15 protein-coding genes are annotated in these 17,395 nt (G+C 60.6%); 10 read left to right on the top strand and 5 right to left on the bottom strand.

The genetic code is table 11. The annotated features are described in order from the left end of the window. Position 1: 1 nt before the first annotated feature. Positions 2–2,737: a preprotein translocase subunit SecA gene (gene secA / locus BLR63_RS29540; RefSeq protein WP_010566132.1), complete on the bottom strand. Its 2,736-nt coding sequence runs from the start codon at positions 2,735–2,737 to the stop codon at positions 2–4. 305 nt (positions 2,738–3,042) lie between these two features. Between secA and BLR63_RS29535 the strand changes: the two genes are divergently transcribed. After that, positions 3,043–3,498: a DUF721 domain-containing protein gene (locus BLR63_RS29535; protein ID WP_010566131.1), complete on the top strand. Its 456-nt coding sequence runs from the start codon at positions 3,043–3,045 to the stop codon at positions 3,496–3,498. A 4-nt stretch (positions 3,499–3,502) separates the two neighbouring features. On the opposite strand, the gene BLR63_RS29530 is transcribed toward BLR63_RS29535, so the two are convergent. Further along, positions 3,503–4,981, bottom strand: a complete 1,479-nt coding sequence (locus BLR63_RS29530) for a helicase HerA-like domain-containing protein (protein WP_042947124.1) — start codon at positions 4,979–4,981, stop codon at positions 3,503–3,505. A gap of 272 nt (positions 4,982–5,253) precedes the next feature. On the opposite strand from BLR63_RS29530, the gene BLR63_RS29525 reads away from it, so the two are divergent. Together BLR63_RS29525 and BLR63_RS29520 are read left to right on the top strand one after the other, a co-directional pair. After that, positions 5,254–6,375 (top strand): glycosyltransferase family 4 protein, encoded by a 1,122-nt coding sequence (locus tag BLR63_RS29525; protein WP_010566129.1) that lies wholly within the window; start codon positions 5,254–5,256, stop codon positions 6,373–6,375. Further along, positions 6,368–7,111, top strand: coding sequence for a DUF2334 domain-containing protein (locus tag BLR63_RS29520; protein ID WP_010566128.1), 744 nt, complete (start codon positions 6,368–6,370; stop codon positions 7,109–7,111). Before BLR63_RS29525 ends, BLR63_RS29520 begins: the two co-directional genes overlap by 8 nt. A 59-nt stretch (positions 7,112–7,170) precedes the next feature. On the opposite strand, the gene BLR63_RS31605 is transcribed toward BLR63_RS29520, so the two are convergent. Together BLR63_RS31605 and purU are read right to left on the bottom strand one after the other, a co-directional pair. Next, positions 7,171–7,347 carry a hypothetical protein gene (locus tag BLR63_RS31605; RefSeq protein WP_010566127.1) on the bottom strand — a complete coding sequence of 59 codons (177 nt, stop codon included), beginning with the start codon at positions 7,345–7,347 and terminating at the stop codon, positions 7,171–7,173. A gap of 86 nt (positions 7,348–7,433) precedes the next feature. Then, positions 7,434–8,282 carry a formyltetrahydrofolate deformylase gene (gene purU / locus BLR63_RS29515; RefSeq protein WP_010566126.1) on the bottom strand — a complete coding sequence of 283 codons (849 nt, stop codon included), beginning with the start codon at positions 8,280–8,282 and terminating at the stop codon, positions 7,434–7,436. A 349-nt stretch (positions 8,283–8,631) separates the two neighbouring features. Here purU and mvaT point away from each other — a divergent pair, with 349 nt between their 5' ends. Then, the gene (gene mvaT, locus BLR63_RS29510; protein ID WP_005790963.1) at positions 8,632–9,006 is read left to right on the top strand and encodes a histone-like nucleoid-structuring protein MvaT; all 375 of its coding nucleotides are present in this window, start codon (positions 8,632–8,634) and stop codon (positions 9,004–9,006) included. Positions 9,007–9,093: 87 nt separating this feature from the next. On the opposite strand, the gene sbcB is transcribed toward mvaT, so the two are convergent. After that, positions 9,094–10,521, bottom strand: a complete 1,428-nt coding sequence (gene sbcB, locus BLR63_RS29505) for an exodeoxyribonuclease I (RefSeq protein ID WP_010566125.1) — start codon at positions 10,519–10,521, stop codon at positions 9,094–9,096. 167 nt (positions 10,522–10,688) lie between these two features. Between sbcB and BLR63_RS29500 the strand changes: the two genes are divergently transcribed. The 6 genes from BLR63_RS29500 to BLR63_RS29475 are packed head-to-tail and all read left to right on the top strand — an operon-like array spanning position 10,689 to position 17,353. Then, a complete protein-coding gene (locus BLR63_RS29500; protein ID WP_042947104.1) occupies positions 10,689–11,381 on the top strand; it encodes an RDD family protein in 693 nt (230 codons plus the stop codon). Continuing rightward, positions 11,378–12,358, top strand: coding sequence for a stage II sporulation protein M (locus tag BLR63_RS29495; RefSeq protein WP_010566123.1), 981 nt, complete (start codon positions 11,378–11,380; stop codon positions 12,356–12,358). The genes BLR63_RS29500 and BLR63_RS29495 overlap by 4 nt, the downstream gene beginning before the upstream one ends. Next, positions 12,345–13,874 (top strand): DUF4129 domain-containing protein, encoded by a 1,530-nt coding sequence (locus BLR63_RS29490; protein WP_010566122.1) that lies wholly within the window; start codon positions 12,345–12,347, stop codon positions 13,872–13,874. The genes BLR63_RS29495 and BLR63_RS29490 overlap by 14 nt, the downstream gene beginning before the upstream one ends. Continuing rightward, positions 13,871–15,022: a DUF4350 domain-containing protein gene (locus BLR63_RS29485; protein ID WP_010566121.1), complete on the top strand. Its 1,152-nt coding sequence runs from the start codon at positions 13,871–13,873 to the stop codon at positions 15,020–15,022. The genes BLR63_RS29490 and BLR63_RS29485 overlap by 4 nt, the downstream gene beginning before the upstream one ends. After that, positions 15,019–16,014 carry an AAA family ATPase gene (locus BLR63_RS29480; RefSeq protein WP_010566120.1) on the top strand — a complete coding sequence of 332 codons (996 nt, stop codon included), beginning with the start codon at positions 15,019–15,021 and terminating at the stop codon, positions 16,012–16,014. Before BLR63_RS29485 ends, BLR63_RS29480 begins: the two co-directional genes overlap by 4 nt. A gap of 7 nt (positions 16,015–16,021) precedes the next feature. Next, entirely contained in the window at positions 16,022–17,353 is a 1,332-nt protein-coding gene (locus BLR63_RS29475; RefSeq protein ID WP_010566119.1) for a DUF58 domain-containing protein, read from the top strand. Positions 17,354–17,395: the final 42 nt, after the last annotated feature.

Raw genomic sequence — 17,395 nt, 5'->3', positions numbered from 1 at the left:
CTTAGTTGATTTCGCCGTGGCAGTGTTTGAACTTCTTGCCCGAACCGCACCAGCACAGTTCGTTACGGCCCAGCTTCTGCTCGTTGCGAACCGGCGATTGAGCCAGGGCCGCATCGACCTCTTCGCCCACGACCTCAGGAGCCTCAAGACCCGGCGCTTCGTCATGCTGGAACTGCATGCGCGCCGCCAGTGCCTCGGCTTCCTGACGCAAACGCGCTTCTTCCTCGACCGGGTCTTCGCGACGCACCTGGACGTGGGACAGCACACGAATCGAATCGCGTTTGATCGAATCCAGCAGCTCGGAGAACAGTGTGAACGACTCGCGCTTGTACTCCTGCTTCGGGTTCTTCTGGGCATAGCCGCGCAGGTGGATACCGTGACGCAGATGGTCCATGGTCGACAGGTGGTCTTTCCACAGGTCGTCCAGGACGCGCAATACGATTTGTTTCTCGAAGGTGCGCAGCGCTTCGGCGCTCGCCTGCTCTTCTTTTTCGTTGTAAGCGGCCAGCAGCTCGGTCATGAGCTTCTCGCGCAGGGTCTCTTCATACAGGTGGTCGTCTTCATCCAGCCATTGCTGGACCGGCAAGTCGACACCGAAGTCGCTCTTCAACGCGGCTTCCAGACCAGCCACATCCCACTGTTCAGGCAGGGATTGTGGCGGGATGTGTGCGCTGACGGTGGCGTTGAGCACGTCCTGGCGGAAATCGGCGATGGTCTCGCCAATGTTGTCGGCGGCCAGCAACGTATTACGCATGTGATAGATCACTTTACGCTGTTCGTTGTTGACGTCATCGAACTCGAGCAGTTGCTTACGAATGTCGAAGTTGCGGCCTTCTACCTTGCGCTGGGCCTTTTCGATGGCGTTGGTCACCATGCGGTGTTCGATCGCTTCACCGGACTGCATGCCCAGGGCCTTCATGAAGTTCTTCACCCGATCCGAGGCGAAGATGCGCATCAGGCTGTCTTCCAGGGACAGGTAGAAACGGCTGGAACCGGCGTCACCCTGACGACCGGCACGACCACGCAGCTGGTTGTCGATCCGACGGGATTCGTGACGCTCGGAAGCGATCACCTGCAAGCCGCCCGACTCCAGCACGGCCTGGTGGCGCTTCTGCCAGTCAGCCTTGATCTGGGCGATCTGCTCAGGGGTCGGATTGTCCAGCGAGGCCACTTCCACTTCCCAGTTGCCGCCCAACAGGATGTCGGTACCACGACCGGCCATGTTGGTGGCGATGGTCAGTGCGCCGGGGCGACCGGCCTGGGCGATGATCTCGGCTTCTTTTTCGTGGAACTTGGCGTTGAGGACCTTGTGCTCGATGCCTTCCTTGTTGAGCAGGTTGGACACGTGCTCGGACGTTTCGATCGTGGCGGTACCCACCAGGATCGGACGCCCCTGGGCCATGCCGTCCTTGATGTCGTTGATGATCGCCGCGTATTTCTCTTCGGCGGTCAGGAACACCAGGTCGTTGAAGTCTTTACGCGCCAGCGGTTTGTTCGGCGGGATGACCACGACCGACAGACCATAGATCTGGTGGAATTCGAACGCTTCGGTGTCGGCCGTACCGGTCATGCCGGACAGTTTGTTGTACAGACGGAAGTAGTTCTGGAAGGTAGTGGATGCCAACGTCTGGCTTTCGGCCTGGATGTTGAGCGCTTCCTTGGCTTCGATGGCCTGGTGCAGACCTTCGGACAGGCGACGACCCGGCATGGTACGGCCAGTGTGTTCGTCGACCAGGACGACCTGGCCGTCCTGCACGATGTACTCGACGTTGCGATGGAACAGCTTGTGGGCGCGCAGGCCGGCATACACGTGGGTCAGCAGGCCCAGGTTGTGGGCCGAGTACAGGCTTTCGCCCTCGGCCAGCAGGCCGATCTGGGTCAGCATGTCTTCGACGAACTGGTGACCGGCTTCGTTGAGTTCGACCTGGCGGGTCTTCTCGTCGATGGTGAAGTGACCTTCTTTGGTCACTACGCCTTCCACTTCTTCGATGTGCTGCTCCAGACGCGGGATCAACTTGTTGATCTCGGTGTACAGGCGCGAGCTGTCTTCGGCCTGGCCGGAGATGATCAACGGGGTACGGGCTTCGTCGATGAGGATGGAGTCGACTTCGTCGATCACTGCAAAGTTGAGTTCACGCTGGAATTTTTCTTCCATGCTGAACGCCATATTGTCGCGCAGGTAGTCGAAACCGAATTCGTTGTTGGTGCCGTAGGTGATGTCGGCGGCATAGGCGGCGCGCTTCTCTTCCGGCGGCTGGAACGGCGTCACGACGCCGACGGTCAGGCCGAGGAACTCATACAGCGGACGCATCCAGTTGGCGTCGCGGCGGGCCAGGTAGTCGTTCACCGTCACAACGTGCACGCCCTTGCCGGACAACGCGTTGAGGTAAACGCCCAGGGTTGCCACCAGGGTCTTGCCTTCACCGGTACGCATTTCGGCAATCATGCCTTCATGCAAGGTCATGCCACCGATCAACTGGACGTCGAAGTGGCGCATGCCCATGACACGCTTACCGGCTTCACGGGCGACCGCGAAGGCTTCGGGAAGCAACTTGTCGAGGGTTTCACCTTTGGCTATGCGGGCCTTGAACTCTTGGGTCTTGGCGCGCAATTGCTCGTCCGAAAGGGCAACCATCTGCTCTTCGAAGGCATTGACCAGCTGCACCGTCTTGAGCATGCGTTTGACTTCGCGCTCATTCTTGCTTCCAAAAAGTTTCTTTAACAAAGGCGCAAACATATCGGCAGGTTCTTCCACACATAGGGATGGAGGGCGCACCGTCAGTGGCCCGAGCAGCCCTCACGGCCGCATGCGAACGCGCATTCTACCCGGAATCGTGGGTGAGGAAAGTGGCGTTGTTCCCTGATGCTGGCATGGGGCGGTGAGAGGGCTTGTTTAAAATAAGGGCTTTTGCCGGAACTTCAACCCATGGAGCCCAGAAGTTACCTATTGATTTCACGGGTAAAGCCTAGTCGATGCATGGCCTGGGGGCGCGTGGACGCTTTCTGTTAAGATGGCCGCTCTGTTACTTAAGGTGTCTAATCATGGCATTTCGCCCTCTTACAGCCCGCGCCCCCAGCGTGTTGCTTCGCGAAGCCAAGCCGTTGAAAGCCATCTTTAGCCATGCACAACGCCTGGGCCATTTGCAACGCCTGGTCGAAAGCCAGCTGCAACCGGCCGCACGCGAACATTGTCATGTGGCGTCCTGGCGCGAAGGGAATTTGCTGCTGATTGTCACCGATGGCCATTGGGCGACCCGCCTGCGTTATCAGCAAAAACGCCTGCAGCGTCAGTTGATGGCCTTTGATGAGTTCGCCAGCCTGACGCGCATCCAGTTCAAGGTACAGCCGCCCACGGTCCAGCAAGGTGCGGTCGGCCATACCATGGACCTGTCGGCGAATGCGGCCGAAACCATTCAGGCAACGGCGGACGGGATCAGCGACCCAGGCTTGCGGGCAGCCCTTGAACGGCTCGCCGCCCACGCCAAGCCTAAGGCCTGAGCCACTACTTGCGCTTGCTGCCGCCCAACAGCGACCCCAACAAGCCCCGCACCAATTGACGCCCCATCTGATTGGCGGCCTGCTGCATGGCAGATTTGAGCGCCTTGCCCGCCGTGGTGCCCAGAAACGCCCCGGCCTTGTCGGTAAAGCTCGGTTCCTCGGCAGCCGTCTTGGCCTCTTCGGTCGGTGCCAACTCCTTGCGTGCCATCAGCACTTCATAAGCGGATTCCCGATCGATGGGTTGGTCATAACGTCCCAACAACGGTGAACGGGCCACCAGCGCAGCGCGTTCGGCCTCGCTCAACGGCCCGATCCGCGATTGCGGCGGCGCTACCAGCACGCGCTGGACGACCTCCGGCGTGCCTTTTTCCTGCAGGGTGCCCACCAATGCCTCACCGGTACCCAGTTCGGTCAGCACCGCCAAAGTGTCAAATGCCGGGTTTGGTCGAAAACCGTCCGCTACAGCCCGCAAGGACTTCTGCTCCTTGGTGGTGAACGCCCGCAGGCCATGCTGGATGCGAAGGCCGAGCTGGGCCAGCACGCTGTCCGGCAGGTCGCCCGGCGATTGGGTTACGAAATACACGCCCACGCCTTTGGAACGAATCAGCCGCACCACTTGCTCAAGGCGGTCTTGCAAGGCCTTGGGCGTATCGGCAAACAATAAGTGGGCTTCGTCGAAAAACAGCGCCAGCAATGGCTTGTCCGCATCACCGCGCTCAGGCAGTTGCTCGAACAGTTCCGCCAGCAGCCACAGCAGGAAGGTCGCATAGACCTTCGGCGCCTCGTGCACCAGGCGACTGGCGTCCAGCAGGTGGATACGCCCGCGTCCGTCGCCGGTAGGCTGCAGGATGTCTTCAAGCTGCAGGGCCGGTTCGCCAAACAACGCCTCGGCGCCCTGCTGCTCGAGCACCGCCAGGCGCCGCAACAGGGCCTGGCTGGAACCGGTCGTCATCAGCGCCGCGTCGTCACCGAGCAGTTCCGGGTGATAACGCAGGTGATTGAGCAGTGCCTTGAGATCCTTGAGGTCCAGCAACAACAAGCCTTCGCGATCCGCCACCTTGAAGGCTGCGTACAGGGCCGACTGCTGGCTGTCGGTGAGTTCCAACAGGCTGCCGAGCAACAAAGGGCCCATTTCACTGATGGTGGTGCGCAACGGATGACCGGACTGCCCGTGGATGTCCCACAACGTGACCGGATACGCCTTGGCCGTGTAATTGAGGAAAGGCATACCGGCGATACGTTCAGCCACCTTGCCCTGGGGATTAGCCGCCGCCCCCAGGCCGCAGAGGTCACCCTTGATGTCGGCGGCAAACACGGCAACGCCTGCATCACTGAAGGCTTCAGCCAGGCGTTGCAATGTGACGGTCTTGCCCGTGCCGGTAGCGCCGGCGATCAGCCCGTGACGATTGGCCAGGCGCATGGACTGGGCAATCGGCAGGCCGGAAAGGTCTGCGCCGATAAGGAGTTGCATAGAGTCAGGCATTTGATCACCCATGGTTAATCTTTACTGTCGCCAGGTCGCTACAGGCCGATGTGAGGCCCACAACGTCTAATAAAGAGGTCAGTTGGGTCCTATGGGAACCCCCAGCGCTATCACAACAAGTATCACACCTTTTTTGACGCTGCCATTTTGCCTAGCCGGCGGGCGCGCAGCTTCCGAAGCTGAGCCGCTCTCTGCGATACACATCCCTCCAATCCCGATCGAACATCTATCCTTACCCCAGGTCCACGTAAGGTGAGCAATGGATAGGAGGGGTGTTCATCGTGCATATCGCGGACATAACCATGTTCTATGCCCCCGCCAGCGGGGGCGTACGCACTTATCTCGACGCCAAGCACCGGCGCCTGGCGCTCAAGCCCGGGATTCGCCACAGCCTGTTGATCCCCGGTGCGCACTTGAGCGAACGAGATGGGATCTTCAAGGTGCCGGCGCCCGCCCTGCCCTTCGGCAAAGGCTATCGATTCCCGCTGCGCCTGGCTCCCTGGCGAAATGTCCTGCGCGATTTACAGCCAGACCTGATCGAAGTCGGCGATCCGTACCTGACTGCCTGGGCCGCGCTGGACGCCCGACGCCAATTGGATGTACCGGTCATCGGTTTCTACCACTCCGATTTGCCGCTGCTGGTGAGCAACCGCATGGGCCCCTGGTTCACGCCCAACGTTGAAGCCTACGTCAGCAAACTCTATGGCAATTTCGATCGGGTACTGGCCCCCAGCCAAGTGATGGCCGACAAGCTCATCGGGCTTGGGGTAAAGAATGTCTTCGTCCAGCCGCTGGGCGTTGATCTGCAAACCTTTACCCCGGATGTGCGCGACCCTGGCTTGCGCGCCGAACTGGGCATCGGCGAAGACACCCACCTGCTGATCTTCGCCGGACGCGGGTCCAAGGAAAAAAACCTGCCGGTGCTGCTCAAGTGCATGAGGCGCCTGGGGGATGGCTATCACTTGCTGTTGGTGGGCTCCGGGATGCCGGCCCACGTGCCCGACAACGTCACAGTGGTCGACGGGTTTCGCCCTGCCCAGCACGTTGCCCGACTGATGGCCAGTGCCGACGCGTTGCTGCACGGCGGTGACCAGGAAACTTTCGGCCTGGTGATTCTGGAAGCGATGGCCTGCGGCATCCCGGTGGTCGCCGTGGCGGCCGGTGCGTTCAACGAAATCGTCGATGAGCGCTGCGGCCTGCTATGCGCCCCCAATAACCCACGCGCCATGGCCGACGCGGTGCGCGAGCTGTTCGGCGCAGATAGTCGCCGGCTGGGCGCGCAGGCTCGGCGGCATGTGGAGCAGCATTACGCGTGGGACACTGTGGTCGATAGCCTGCTGGAGCACTACTGCGCGGTGCTGGAGACCCACAAACCGATGCTTTCCCATGGCTGAGCGCGCGGTTTTGCTGGTGTTGCACGATGTGGCGCCGTCAACATGGCCAGACTACCGCTCCTTCGTCGAGGCCGTCGACGCCTTGGGTACGGTGCCCATCACCTGGCTGGTGGTGCCGGACTTCCATCATCATGACAGCCTGGCCGGCCAGGATGACTTTCGGCGCCTGCTGGACGACCGCGTGGCCAGGGGCGATGAACTGACCTTGCACGGTTACTACCATTGCGACGATCAACCCGCACCACATACACCAAGACAGTGGTTCATGCGACGCATCTACACCCACGAGGGCGAGTTCTATCAACTGTCGCGGCAACAGGCGTTACAGCGCATTACCGACGGCATCGACCTGTTCCGCCGCCACGACTGGCTACTGCAAGGCTTCGTAGCACCGGCCTGGCTGATGAGCCACGGCACTCGCCAGGCCCTGCGTCAGTTGCCGTTGACCTACACCAGCGACCCCAACCATCTTTATCGTCTGCCCGATTTCACCCCACTTGACGCCCCCGGCCTGGTCTGGAGCGCGCGCAGTGCCTGGCGCCGCGGTCTGTCCAAAATCCTGAGCGATCGACGCGAACATCACTGGCGTGCGGCCCCGGTCATCCGCCTGGGGCTGCACCCGGTAGACATGCGCCATGAGCTTTCCCGCCGTTATTGGCTGCAAACCCTGCAACGCTTGCTTAACGATGGGCGCATCCCGCGGACCAAGGCTGCATGGCTGGCCACCCAGCCATGAGCCGGATGATCTGGCGGTTGCTGGCCAGCCCGTGTTTGTGCTGATGGCGGCGCCGATGCTCAAGCATCTTTTTCAGGCGCACCGGGAAGTTCCTGCAAGTGCTCCCACAATTGGGCTGCCCCTGGAAAATCAGTACCATCCTCGGCATCCAGCGCGTCCGGGTCATAGCGACTCAGACACCCTTCGCCCAATATAGCCGGCGCCCTGGACGTGGCTTTATCGAGTGGGTCGGTCATGGGTGTGTCCTGCCGTGCGGATCAAAAAAAAAGGCCTGGGACGATTTAACGCCCAGGCCCTTCATTCTTCAATCATGACGCGTCGATCAGAACACGACGGTCTTGTTACCGCGCACCAGCACGCGGTCTTCCAAGTGATAACGCAGGCCACGGGCAAGTACCATCTTCTCCACGTCACGGCCGAAACGCACCATGTCTTCGATGCTGTCGCTATGGCTGACGCGTACCACGTCCTGCTCGATGATAGGACCTGCGTCCAGCTCTTCGGTGACGTAGTGGCAGGTTGCGCCGATCAACTTCACGCCACGCAGGGATGCCTGATGGTAGGGCTTGGCACCGACAAACGACGGCAAGAAGCTGTGGTGGATATTGATCACCTTGCCGGCATATTCGCGGCACAGTTCCGGCGGCAGGATTTGCATGTAGCGCGCCAGCACCACGACGTCGGCTTCGTGTTGCTTGACCAGTCGATTCACTTCGGCGAAGGCCGGTTCCTTGTCCTGCGGGTTGACCGGCACATGGTAGTAAGGGATGTCATGCCACTCGACCATGCTGCGCAGGTCGTCATGGTTGGAAATCACACAAGCGATCTCGCAGTCCAACTCATCGCTGTGCCAGCGGTGCAACAAATCTGCCAGGCAGTGGGACTCGCGACTGGCCATCAGCACCACGCGTTTTTTCTGCTCGGTGTCGGTGATGCGCCACGTCATCGAGAACTCTTCGGCGATCGGCGCAAAGGCCTCACGGAAGGCCTCGAGGCCAAAAGGCAACGTATCGGCACGGATTTCGTGACGCATGAAGAACCAACCGCTGAGATTGTCCGAGTGATGACTTGCCTCGGTGATCCAACCGTTGTGGGAGGCCAGAAAGTTACTGACTTTGGCAACGATGCCGACCCGGTCCGGGCAAGCAATCACCAGCCGAAAAGTGCGCATTAGGGGGGAACTCCAGAACTTCGCAAAGGCCGCCATTCTAGCGATTGCGCAGAAAAACTGCAGTATTCGTTAACGCTTATTCTGATCGCCGGCTCGCCGCATGCGCCTTACATAGCCTAAGGCTTTACCAACCCTATATGAATCTAGCGCATCCCCCCGGCTGTTCGCCGAGTTCCAAGGAGATTATCTTCAGGCCTATGACCTATTAATTAACTCGATTGCATAGGTTTGCTAAAAACTTTCAAAGTAATTCACCTCAATACGTTCTTAAATGTTTACTTGGGGAAAGTGTCTGACTATTATTGGGCCACTCTCCCTGTCAATCAGCGCTCTACATAAGGTAGTCAACATGTCTCTGATCAACGAATACCGCGCCACCGAAGAAGCTATCAAAGAGCTGCAAGCCCGCTTGAAGAACCTGTCCCAAGACGACAAACTGCAAACCGAGCTGGAATTCGAAGGCAAATTGCGCACCCTGATGGGTGAATACTCCAAATCCCTGCGCGACATCATCGCGCTGCTGGACCCAGAGTCGAAAGTTAAAGCACCACGTGGCGCCGTGAAAACTACCGGCACCAAGCGTGCTCGCAAGGTCAAACAGTACAAAAACCCGCACAACGGCGAAGTGATTGAAACCAAAGGTGGCAACCACAAAACGCTGAAAGAGTGGAAAGCCAAGTGGGGCGGCGACGTGGTTGAAGGTTGGGCTACCCTGCTGGGCTAAGCTTCGCCAGGCCCGCGCCTGATACGCAACACATAAAAACGCCAGCCTGCTGGCGTTTTTTATTGCCTGCACATTCTATAAAAGCGATTACAGATTCAACCGAGCCGCTAAAGCATCCACATATTCCTGCCACTGCGCCAACACCTCACACTGAAACGGCGTAGCACTAACAGCCAACTCCTGTCGGGCCAGATTAAATACCTGAAGGGTATTCGGCGCACCCCACTCAGGATCTGACAAACGTTGCTGACAGAAAAGTTTCCAGCGTTGTTGCTCCTCGCTGCTCAAGGTGTCTGGAAAGTTACGGGCACGGTAGCGAAATAATAATTCCGGCAAACGATGATCATCAAAAGGCCACTGCTGGCGTGCTAATTGCGCAGGCTCAACCGTCCGGACTTGTTCGCATAAGCGACGATCACGATCCCCGATAAAACCGTCGTATAGCTGCTGTTCAGGGTCGGTACTCGGTACAAAGTCTTCCTCCGCGTAAATGGCTGCCAACTTATCGCGCCAAAGTTCCTGTGCGTCACTCAGCCGCAGCGCCCGCTCCTGAAAAATCCCCATATCCAGATGCAAACGCTCACAGTCTTCGGCCCGCAGCACATTCAAGGGGGCGACCACCGGACAACGGTTGATGTGCACCAATTTCAGCGGCACCGGCAGCTCACCCTCGGCAAGCTCATCACGGCGGGTGTACAAGCGCTGGCGCAAGACCTGTGCATCAAGGTCCAGCAACCCCTGGGGATCGAGCCCGAGATCACAGACGATCAGTGCGTTGCGATTGCGCGGATGCCAGGCCAAGGGCAATACGACCCCCAGGTAATGGCGTTCGGCGGAAAAACGCCCGGAAATGTGCACCATCGGTTGCAACAAGCGCACCTGGTCCATCACCTTTTGCTTAGTGCGCAGCTGGAACAACCAGGCGTACAGCTTGGGTTGCCGCTCGCGAATCCGTCGCGCCAGGGCGATAGTGGCGCGCACATCGGACAGCGCGTCGTGCGCCTGGCCATGATCGATCCCGTTGGCTTCGGTCAGGCGCTCCAGCTTGAGCGTGACGCGCCCGTCCTGCTGTGGCCACTCGATACCCTCCGGGCGCAGGGCGTAGGCGGTGCGAACCACGTCGATCAAATCCCAACGACTGTTGCCGCCCTGCCATTCCCGTGCGTAAGGGTCGAAAAAATTGCGATACAGGCTGTAGCGCGTCATTTCGTCGTCGAACCGCAAGGTGTTGTAACCGGCACCGCAAGTGCCCGGCGCGGCCAGCTCGGCATGTACCCGGGTCATGAAATCGGCTTCGGCCAGGCCTTTTTCCGCAAGAATGCCGGGCGTAATGCCAGTAATCGCGCAGGCTGCGGGATGGGGCAGGATATCGTCAGCGGGCCGGCAGAAAAGATTGACCGCAGTTCCGATCTCGTTGAGGTCGAAGTCCGTACGAATACCGGCTACCTGCAATGGACGATCGCTGCGCGGGTTGATGCCGGTGGTTTCATAGTCGTACCAGAAAATGGAGGTCACGGGCTATTCCTGTACTGAAGAGCGACAAAGTCTAGGCGCTGAACAACGTCCAAGGCCAGCGCCCAGTGCTCTGTACAAACATCCAGCAAAACCTTGAGAGGTTGCTTCCATCGCCGACACTGCTAGCATCCGTGTCTCCCAGACGCTCAGCACTGCCAAGGATCGCGATGCCTCCAGCCCCATTGGACACCCGCTACCAGATCGAGACCCCGGAGGGCATCGACCTGCCCCTGCGCCCCGCCGGCCTGATGCCACGCGCGCTGGCGTTCGCCTTCGACCTGGGCGCACGAGGGGTGGTCATGGGTATCCTCCTGGTGCCGTTGGCCTGGCTTGGCAACATCGGCATTGGCCTTGGTTCCCTGCTGTTGTTCCTGCTCAGCTGGTGGTACATGGTGCTCTTCGAGGTGCTCAACCAAGGCTGTTCACCGGGCAAGCAGGTGATGGGCCTGCGTGTGGTACAAGACGACGGCACCCCGATCGGCTGGTCGGCATCACTGATCCGCAACCTGCTGCGGTTTGTCGACATGCTGCCCTTCGGCTACTTTCTCGGCGCGATCAGTTGCCTGCAGCATCCCCACTTCAAACGCCTGGGCGACCTGGCCGCCGGCACACTGGTGATCTATCGCGAACAGCCTCTTGCACGCCCCCAGGTACCTCAAGCACCGGCACTGCGCCTGCCCTTTGCGCTGGAGTTGAGCGAACAGCGTGCCATCCTTGGTTTCGCCGAGCGCCAGGGTGAACTGTCGGCAGAACGCGTTCACGAGTTGGCCTCGATCCTCGCCACGCCCTTGCAGGTCTCCCCGGCCCGCGCAGTGGAGCAGCTCAATGGCGTGGCCCGTGGGCTGTTGGGGCCGACATGAAACAGAGCCAGTTCGAAAGCCGTCACCAACCCCAGTGGCAAGCCTTTGCCGAGCACCTCAAGCAGCTGGAACAAGGCAAGGCCAAGGCCAGTGATGTGGCCGACTTTCCTCATCAATACCGGCGACTGTGCCAACACCTGGCCTTGGCTCAGGAGCGTGGCTACAGCAGTTACCTGGTGGATCCATTGCAACAACTCGCGCTGCGCGGCCACCAACAGTTGTACCGTCATCGCAGCCAATTGGCCGCGAACGTGCTGAGCTTCGTCCTGGCCGGTTTTCCCCGGCTGGTACGCGAGCAATGGCGTTTCGTGCTGATTGCCAGCCTGCTGTTTTTTGGCAGCCTGATAGGTATTGCCCTGCTGGTCTACCTGTTTCCAGACCTGATCTACAGCATCGTCAGCCCCCAACAGGTGGCCGAGATGCAGAGCATGTACGACCCCGATGCCAGCCGTCTGGGCCGTGCTGCCGAACGTGCGTCCAGCGAGGACTGGATGATGTTTGGCTACTATGTGATGCACAACACCGGTATCGCCTTCCAGACGTTTGCCGCCGGCTTGCTGTTCGGCCTGGGCAGTGTGTTCTTTCTGATTTTCAATGGCCTGATCATCGGCGCGGTCTCAGGGCACCTGACCGAAATTGGCTATGGGCAGACCTTCTGGTCCTTCGTCATCGGCCATGGTGCATTCGAACTCAGCGCCATCGCCCTCGCCGGTGCCGCGGGCCTGCAACTGGGCTGGGCATTGATTGCACCTGGGCGTCTGTCCCGTAGCGAATCCTTGCGGCTGGCAGCCCATAAAAGCGTGCAGATACTGTGTGGCGTCATGGTATTCCTGCTGATCGCCGCGTTTATCGAGGCTTATTGGTCCTCGACCACGGGAATCCCCCCTTGGGTCAAATACCTGACAGGTACTGTCCTGTGGTTACTGGTGGCCGCATACCTGAGCCTTGCAGGAAGGACACGCCATGCGCCTGAGTGATGCCAGCGTGGTGATTCGCCCACGCTCCTCCTGGGAAGCCATGGACCTTGGCGTATTGATGGCCCGGGAACATCGCCTGCTATTGATGGGCAGCTGGGCGCTGGTGACGCTACCGGTGTTCGCTCTGCTCACCGCGCTGCTGTGGGCATATCCGTCCACCGCCATGGTCCTGTTCTGGTGGCTGAAGCCGGCCTTCGACCGCCTGCCGCTGTATATCCTGTCCAAGGCCCTGTTTGGCGAAACGCCCAGCCTCAAGCAAGCCGTGCGCCAGTGGCCACGCCTGCTGAATGGCCAACTGCTCGCCAGCCTGACCTGGCGGCGGCTGAGCCTGAGCCGTAGCTTCGTCATGCCGGTGAGCCAACTCGAAGGCCTGGGTGGCCAGGCCCGCCAAAAGCGCTTAGGCGTACTCCTGCAACGCAATGCCGGGGCCGCACGCTGGTTGACCACCGTAGGGGTGCACCTGGAGATCGGCCTGTGGTTCGGCTGCATGGCGCTGTTCTATCTGTTTATTCCCCAACAACTCGAGATGGACTGGGACTGGCAACGCCTGGCCCTGGCGACATCCTCGGAGGGACTGTGGCTGGAACACCTGGGTAATGCCTTCTACGTCCTGATCCTGGTGTTTTGGGAACCAATCTATGTCGCCTGTGGTTTCAGCCTCTACCTGAACCGCCGTACCGTACTGGAGGCCTGGGACCTGGAGCTGGTCTTTCGACGTCTTCGCCAACGCCTGAGCAGCGTGGCCCCCCTGCTATTACTGATGACTGTACTGACGTTGCTGCCATTCAGCCCCCCTGCCATGGCCGACGCTTCCGCCCCCCCCAGACCGTTGAGCACCCAGGGCGCGAACCAATCGATCAAGACGCTGCTGGACAAGCCCCCCTTCAAGAATCAGGAGACCCTCACCCGCTATCGCTTTGGCGAAGACAAACCCGCCACTGAGAACACAAAGCGGGGTGACGGCAAACTTCCAACTTGGCTCAAGGTACTTCTGGGCAACCTCAACAGCGACACCTTCAAACACATCGCCAAAGGCCTGGAAGTCCTGTTGTGGGGCCTTCTGATTGGCAGCCTGGCGATGCTGGTGTGGCGCTATCGCGACTGGCTGCGCACCTTTGTCGGTCGTCGCGAGCGTCGTAACCCCGAGGTCTCCCGACGCGTGCCCACGCAATTATTCGGTCTGGAGCTGAGCACCGAGACGCTGCCCGAGGATGTTGCCAGAGCCGCCGAGCAACTGTGGGCCACCCAGCCGAGGGAGGCCCTGGGCTTGCTGTATCGAGGCCTGCTCAGCCGGTTGCTGCATGACTTCAACCTGCCGCTCAAAAGCGCCGACACCGAAGGCGAGGTCCTGGAACGTGTTCGCCAGTTGCAGCAACCGCAACTGTTGGCCTTCAGCGACGAAGTGACCCGGCATTGGCAAAACCTCGCCTACGGTCATCACCTTCCCCCGATCTCGGCCCAGTCCAAACTGTGCAGTGATTGGCGCGCCCTGTTCAACACAGGAGGCCCTCGATGAACCGGCCGTTGCTGTGGCTGCTGTTGGCGTCCCTGCTCGGCGCGGGCGGGCTTTACGCCTGGAGCAAAGCCATTCCCTATGACGAAGTGGTCGACCATGGCCCCTCCCCAGAAGCCCTGGCCAACCCTTACCTCGCCGCCGAACACTTTCTGCGTCAACAAGGCCTGACCGTGGAACAGGCCAATAGTCTCGAGCGGCTGGGGAGCCTACCGGCCACGGGCAACAGCCTTTTGTTACTGGGCGCACGCAGCAACATGTCGCCACGCCAGGTCGAGCATCTGCTGGCCTGGGTCAGATCCGGCGGCCATCTGTTGCTGGTGGCCGAGGCGCTATGGGACGAAGAAACCGGCAAAAGCGGCGATTTGTTGCTTGATCGCCTGCAAATCCACCAGAGCTTGAGTGACAAACCTGAAGAACCCACCCCGGCGCGTCAAAAGAAAGCGCCGGACCTGACCAAACTCTATGTCGACAATGAAACCGCCGCGGCCTATTTCAGCTTCGACACCGACTTCAACCTCATCGACCCCAAGCACCTCGCGCAATTTTCCGCTAATAGCGCCAGGTCGAGCCACCTCATGCAGCTCAACCTGGGGAACGGCAAGGTGACGGTAATCACCGATAGCGACCTGTGGAAAAACCCGGCTATCGGCAAATACGACAATGCCTGGCTACTGTGGTACCTGAGCCAGGGTACCGCCGTAACCTTACTGTTCAACAGTGATGTCGACGACCTGTTCACCCTGCTGCTCCGGTATTTCCCCCAGGCTTTGGTGGCGCTCATCAGCCTGCTCGCCCTGGGACTCTGGCGCGCCGGCATGCGCCAAGGGCCTATCCAGCCTCCCGCCCCCAAGGCTCGCCGACAATTGCTGGAACACCTCAAGGCCAGCGCTGACTTTCTGCTGCGCCACAGCGGCCAGGGCACGCTGTTGCAGGCCTTGCAGCGCGATATCCTGCGCACCGCCCGGCAGCGGCATCCGGGCTTTGAGCACCTCGACAACACAGAACAGTGGCGGGTGCTTGAACACCTGACGCGCCAACCCTCTCACGTCATCAGCCAGGCCCTCGGCCCACTCCCGGCAAAGCGGCTTTCCAGCGCCGATTTCAGCCGGCAGGTGGCGTGCCTGCAAACCCTCAGGAATGCCCTATGAGCGAATTTCCAAGCGCCCCTGCCCTGTCCAGCGAGCCCCTTCAGCGCGCCAGCCAGCAGGCCCAGTCCCTGCGCGCAGAGCTACGCAAGGCCGTGATTGGCCAGGACCAGGTGATCGATGATGTCCTTACCGCGCTGATCGCCGGCGGCCATGTGTTGCTCGAAGGTGTCCCGGGGCTGGGCAAAACCCTGCTGGTACGTGCCCTGGCGCGTTGTTTCGACGGCGATTTCGCGCGCATCCAGTTCACGCCCGACCTGATGCCCAGCGATGTCACCGGCCATGCCGTTTACGACCTGCATACCGAGCAATTCAAGCTGCGCAAGGGGCCGGTGTTCACCCACCTTCTACTCGCCGACGAAATCAATCGCGCCCCGGCCAAGACCCAGGCGGCGCTGCTCGAAGCCATGCAGGAGCGGCAAGTCACCCTGGAGGGCGAGGCATTGCCCATCGACCAGCCGTTCATGGTGCTGGCAACCCAGAACCCCATCGAGCAGGAAGGTACCTACCCCTTGCCGGAAGCCGAACTGGACCGCTTCATGCTCAAGGTCCGCATGGACTATCCACAGGCGCAGCAGGAACTGGATATGGTGCGTGAAGTCACGCGCTCTTCCCGTGCCGATATGCTGGATGTGCAGCCGCTGCGCACGGTGCTGCTGGCCGAAGACGTGCTGCGCTTGCAGCAGATCGCCAGTGAGCTGGCCCTGGATGAACAGGTGCTCGACTACGCCGTGCGCCTGGCGCGAGCCACCCGCACCTGGCCCGGGCTGGTCATCGGCGCCGGCCCCCGGGCATCCATCGCGCTGGTACGCGGCGCCCGCGCTCGGGCGTTGTTACGCGGCGGCGAGTTCGTCACCCCGGACGACATCAAGGGATGCGCCCTCGCGGTACTGCGTCACCGTGTACGCATCGCGCCAGAGTTGGACATCGACGGGCTGGACGTCGACCAGGTACTCAAGCAGGTGCTGGATCAGATTCCGGCACCTCGGCAATGACCCGCCCATGAAACCGACCCGCCTGCTGTTGACCTGGCTTGGCATACTGCTGGGCTTGAGCATTCTGCTCGGCACTGCGGCAGCGCTGCAGTTCAACGTACCCGACACCTTGCATTCAGTGGCTTGGGGCTTGCTCCTGGCGCTGTTGCTGCTGGCCATGCTTGATGCCATGCGACAGCGTCGTCGCCCGCCTCCGCGCGTGCGCCGGCAGATGCCCGGCAGCCTGGCGCTGGGACGATGGGGTGAGGTTCGCCTGGCCCTGGAACATGACTACCCTCAGCCGCTGACGGTAGAGGTGTTCGATCATGTCCCCGACGGGTTGACCATGGAGAACATGCCACAGTCCATCGCACTGCATCCGGGTGAACGCAGTGAGCTGGGTTACCGCCTTCGCCCCGTGCGGCGCGGGCACTTCAGCTTTGACCGTTGCGAGATCCATGTGCCCAGCCCCCTGGGTCTCTGGTCGGCACGGCATTTTATCGAGGCCTGCGATGGTATCCGCGTCTACCCGGATTTCGCCCGACTGTACGGCGCACAGCTGCAGGGTGTGGATAACTGGCTGAGCCAACTGGGCGTGCGCCAACGCCAACGACGCGGCTTGGGGCTGGAGTTTCATCAACTGCGCGAGTTTCGCGAAGGTGACAGCCTCCGGCAGATAGATTGGAAAGCCACCGCGCGACAACGCACGCCCATCGCCCGGGAATACCAGGACGAGCGCGATCAACAGATCGTGTTCATGCTCGACTGCGGCCGACGCATGCGCAGCCAGGATGACGAACTATCCCATTTCGACCACGCCCTCAATGCCTGCCTGCTGCTCAGCTATGTCGCCTTGCGCCAGGGAGACGCCGTGGGGCTGGCCACTTTTGCCAGTGACCAGCCACGCTACCTGGCGCCGGTGAAGGGCAGCGGCCAGTTAAACGTGCTGCTCAATGCGGTATACGACCTGGACACCACTCGACGAACAGCCGATTACCAGGCGGCAGCCAGCCAACTGCTGGTTCGGCAAAAACGTCGGGCCTTGGTGATTGTGGTCACCAACCTGCGGGATGAGGACGATGAAGCATTGCTGACTGCCGTCAAACGCATCAGCCGCCAGCACAAGGTGCTGGTAGCCAGTTTGCGCGAGGAAGTACTCGATCATCTGCGCCAATCCCCGGTACAGACGTTGCCGGAGGCATTGGCCTACAGCGGCACCGTCGATTACCTCAACACCCGGGATGAGTTGCATGACCGCTTGAGGGCCCATGGGCTGTCAGTGCTGGACACCACCCCATCGGCGCTGGGAACGGCCCTGGTGACACGCTACCAGGGGTGGAAGAAAGCCGGAGTGTTGTGAAAAAAAGAGCGCACGACCACGGCATGGGCAACCACCCGAACC

It is taken from the genome of Pseudomonas extremaustralis, assembly GCF_900102035.1.
Classification (GTDB): domain Bacteria; phylum Pseudomonadota; class Gammaproteobacteria; order Pseudomonadales; family Pseudomonadaceae; genus Aquipseudomonas; species Aquipseudomonas extremaustralis.
Note: the sequence above shows the minus strand (reverse complement) of the source record. Positions and strands in the feature narration are given on the sequence as shown.

Excerpts from the sequence above, each read along its gene's own strand:
- secA (WP_010566132.1), bottom strand. The coding sequence starts at position 2,737 with ATGTTTGCGCCTTTGTTAAAGAAACTTTTTGGAAGCAAGAATGAGCGC.
- BLR63_RS29535 (WP_010566131.1), top strand. The coding sequence starts at position 3,043 with ATGGCATTTCGCCCTCTTACAGCCCGCGCCCCCAGCGTGTTGCTTCGC.
- BLR63_RS29530 (WP_042947124.1), bottom strand. The coding sequence starts at position 4,981 with ATGCCTGACTCTATGCAACTCCTTATCGGCGCAGACCTTTCCGGCCTG.
- BLR63_RS29520 (WP_010566128.1), top strand. The coding sequence starts at position 6,368 with ATGGCTGAGCGCGCGGTTTTGCTGGTGTTGCACGATGTGGCGCCGTCA.
- BLR63_RS31605 (WP_010566127.1), bottom strand. The coding sequence starts at position 7,347 with ATGACCGACCCACTCGATAAAGCCACGTCCAGGGCGCCGGCTATATTG.
- purU (WP_010566126.1), bottom strand. The coding sequence starts at position 8,282 with ATGCGCACTTTTCGGCTGGTGATTGCTTGCCCGGACCGGGTCGGCATC.
- mvaT (WP_005790963.1), top strand. The coding sequence starts at position 8,632 with ATGTCTCTGATCAACGAATACCGCGCCACCGAAGAAGCTATCAAAGAG.
- BLR63_RS29500 (WP_042947104.1), top strand. The coding sequence starts at position 10,689 with ATGCCTCCAGCCCCATTGGACACCCGCTACCAGATCGAGACCCCGGAG.
- BLR63_RS29495 (WP_010566123.1), top strand. The coding sequence starts at position 11,378 with ATGAAACAGAGCCAGTTCGAAAGCCGTCACCAACCCCAGTGGCAAGCC.
- BLR63_RS29490 (WP_010566122.1), top strand. The coding sequence starts at position 12,345 with ATGCGCCTGAGTGATGCCAGCGTGGTGATTCGCCCACGCTCCTCCTGG.
- BLR63_RS29485 (WP_010566121.1), top strand. The coding sequence starts at position 13,871 with ATGAACCGGCCGTTGCTGTGGCTGCTGTTGGCGTCCCTGCTCGGCGCG.
- BLR63_RS29480 (WP_010566120.1), top strand. The coding sequence starts at position 15,019 with ATGAGCGAATTTCCAAGCGCCCCTGCCCTGTCCAGCGAGCCCCTTCAG.
- BLR63_RS29475 (WP_010566119.1), top strand. The coding sequence starts at position 16,022 with ATGAAACCGACCCGCCTGCTGTTGACCTGGCTTGGCATACTGCTGGGC.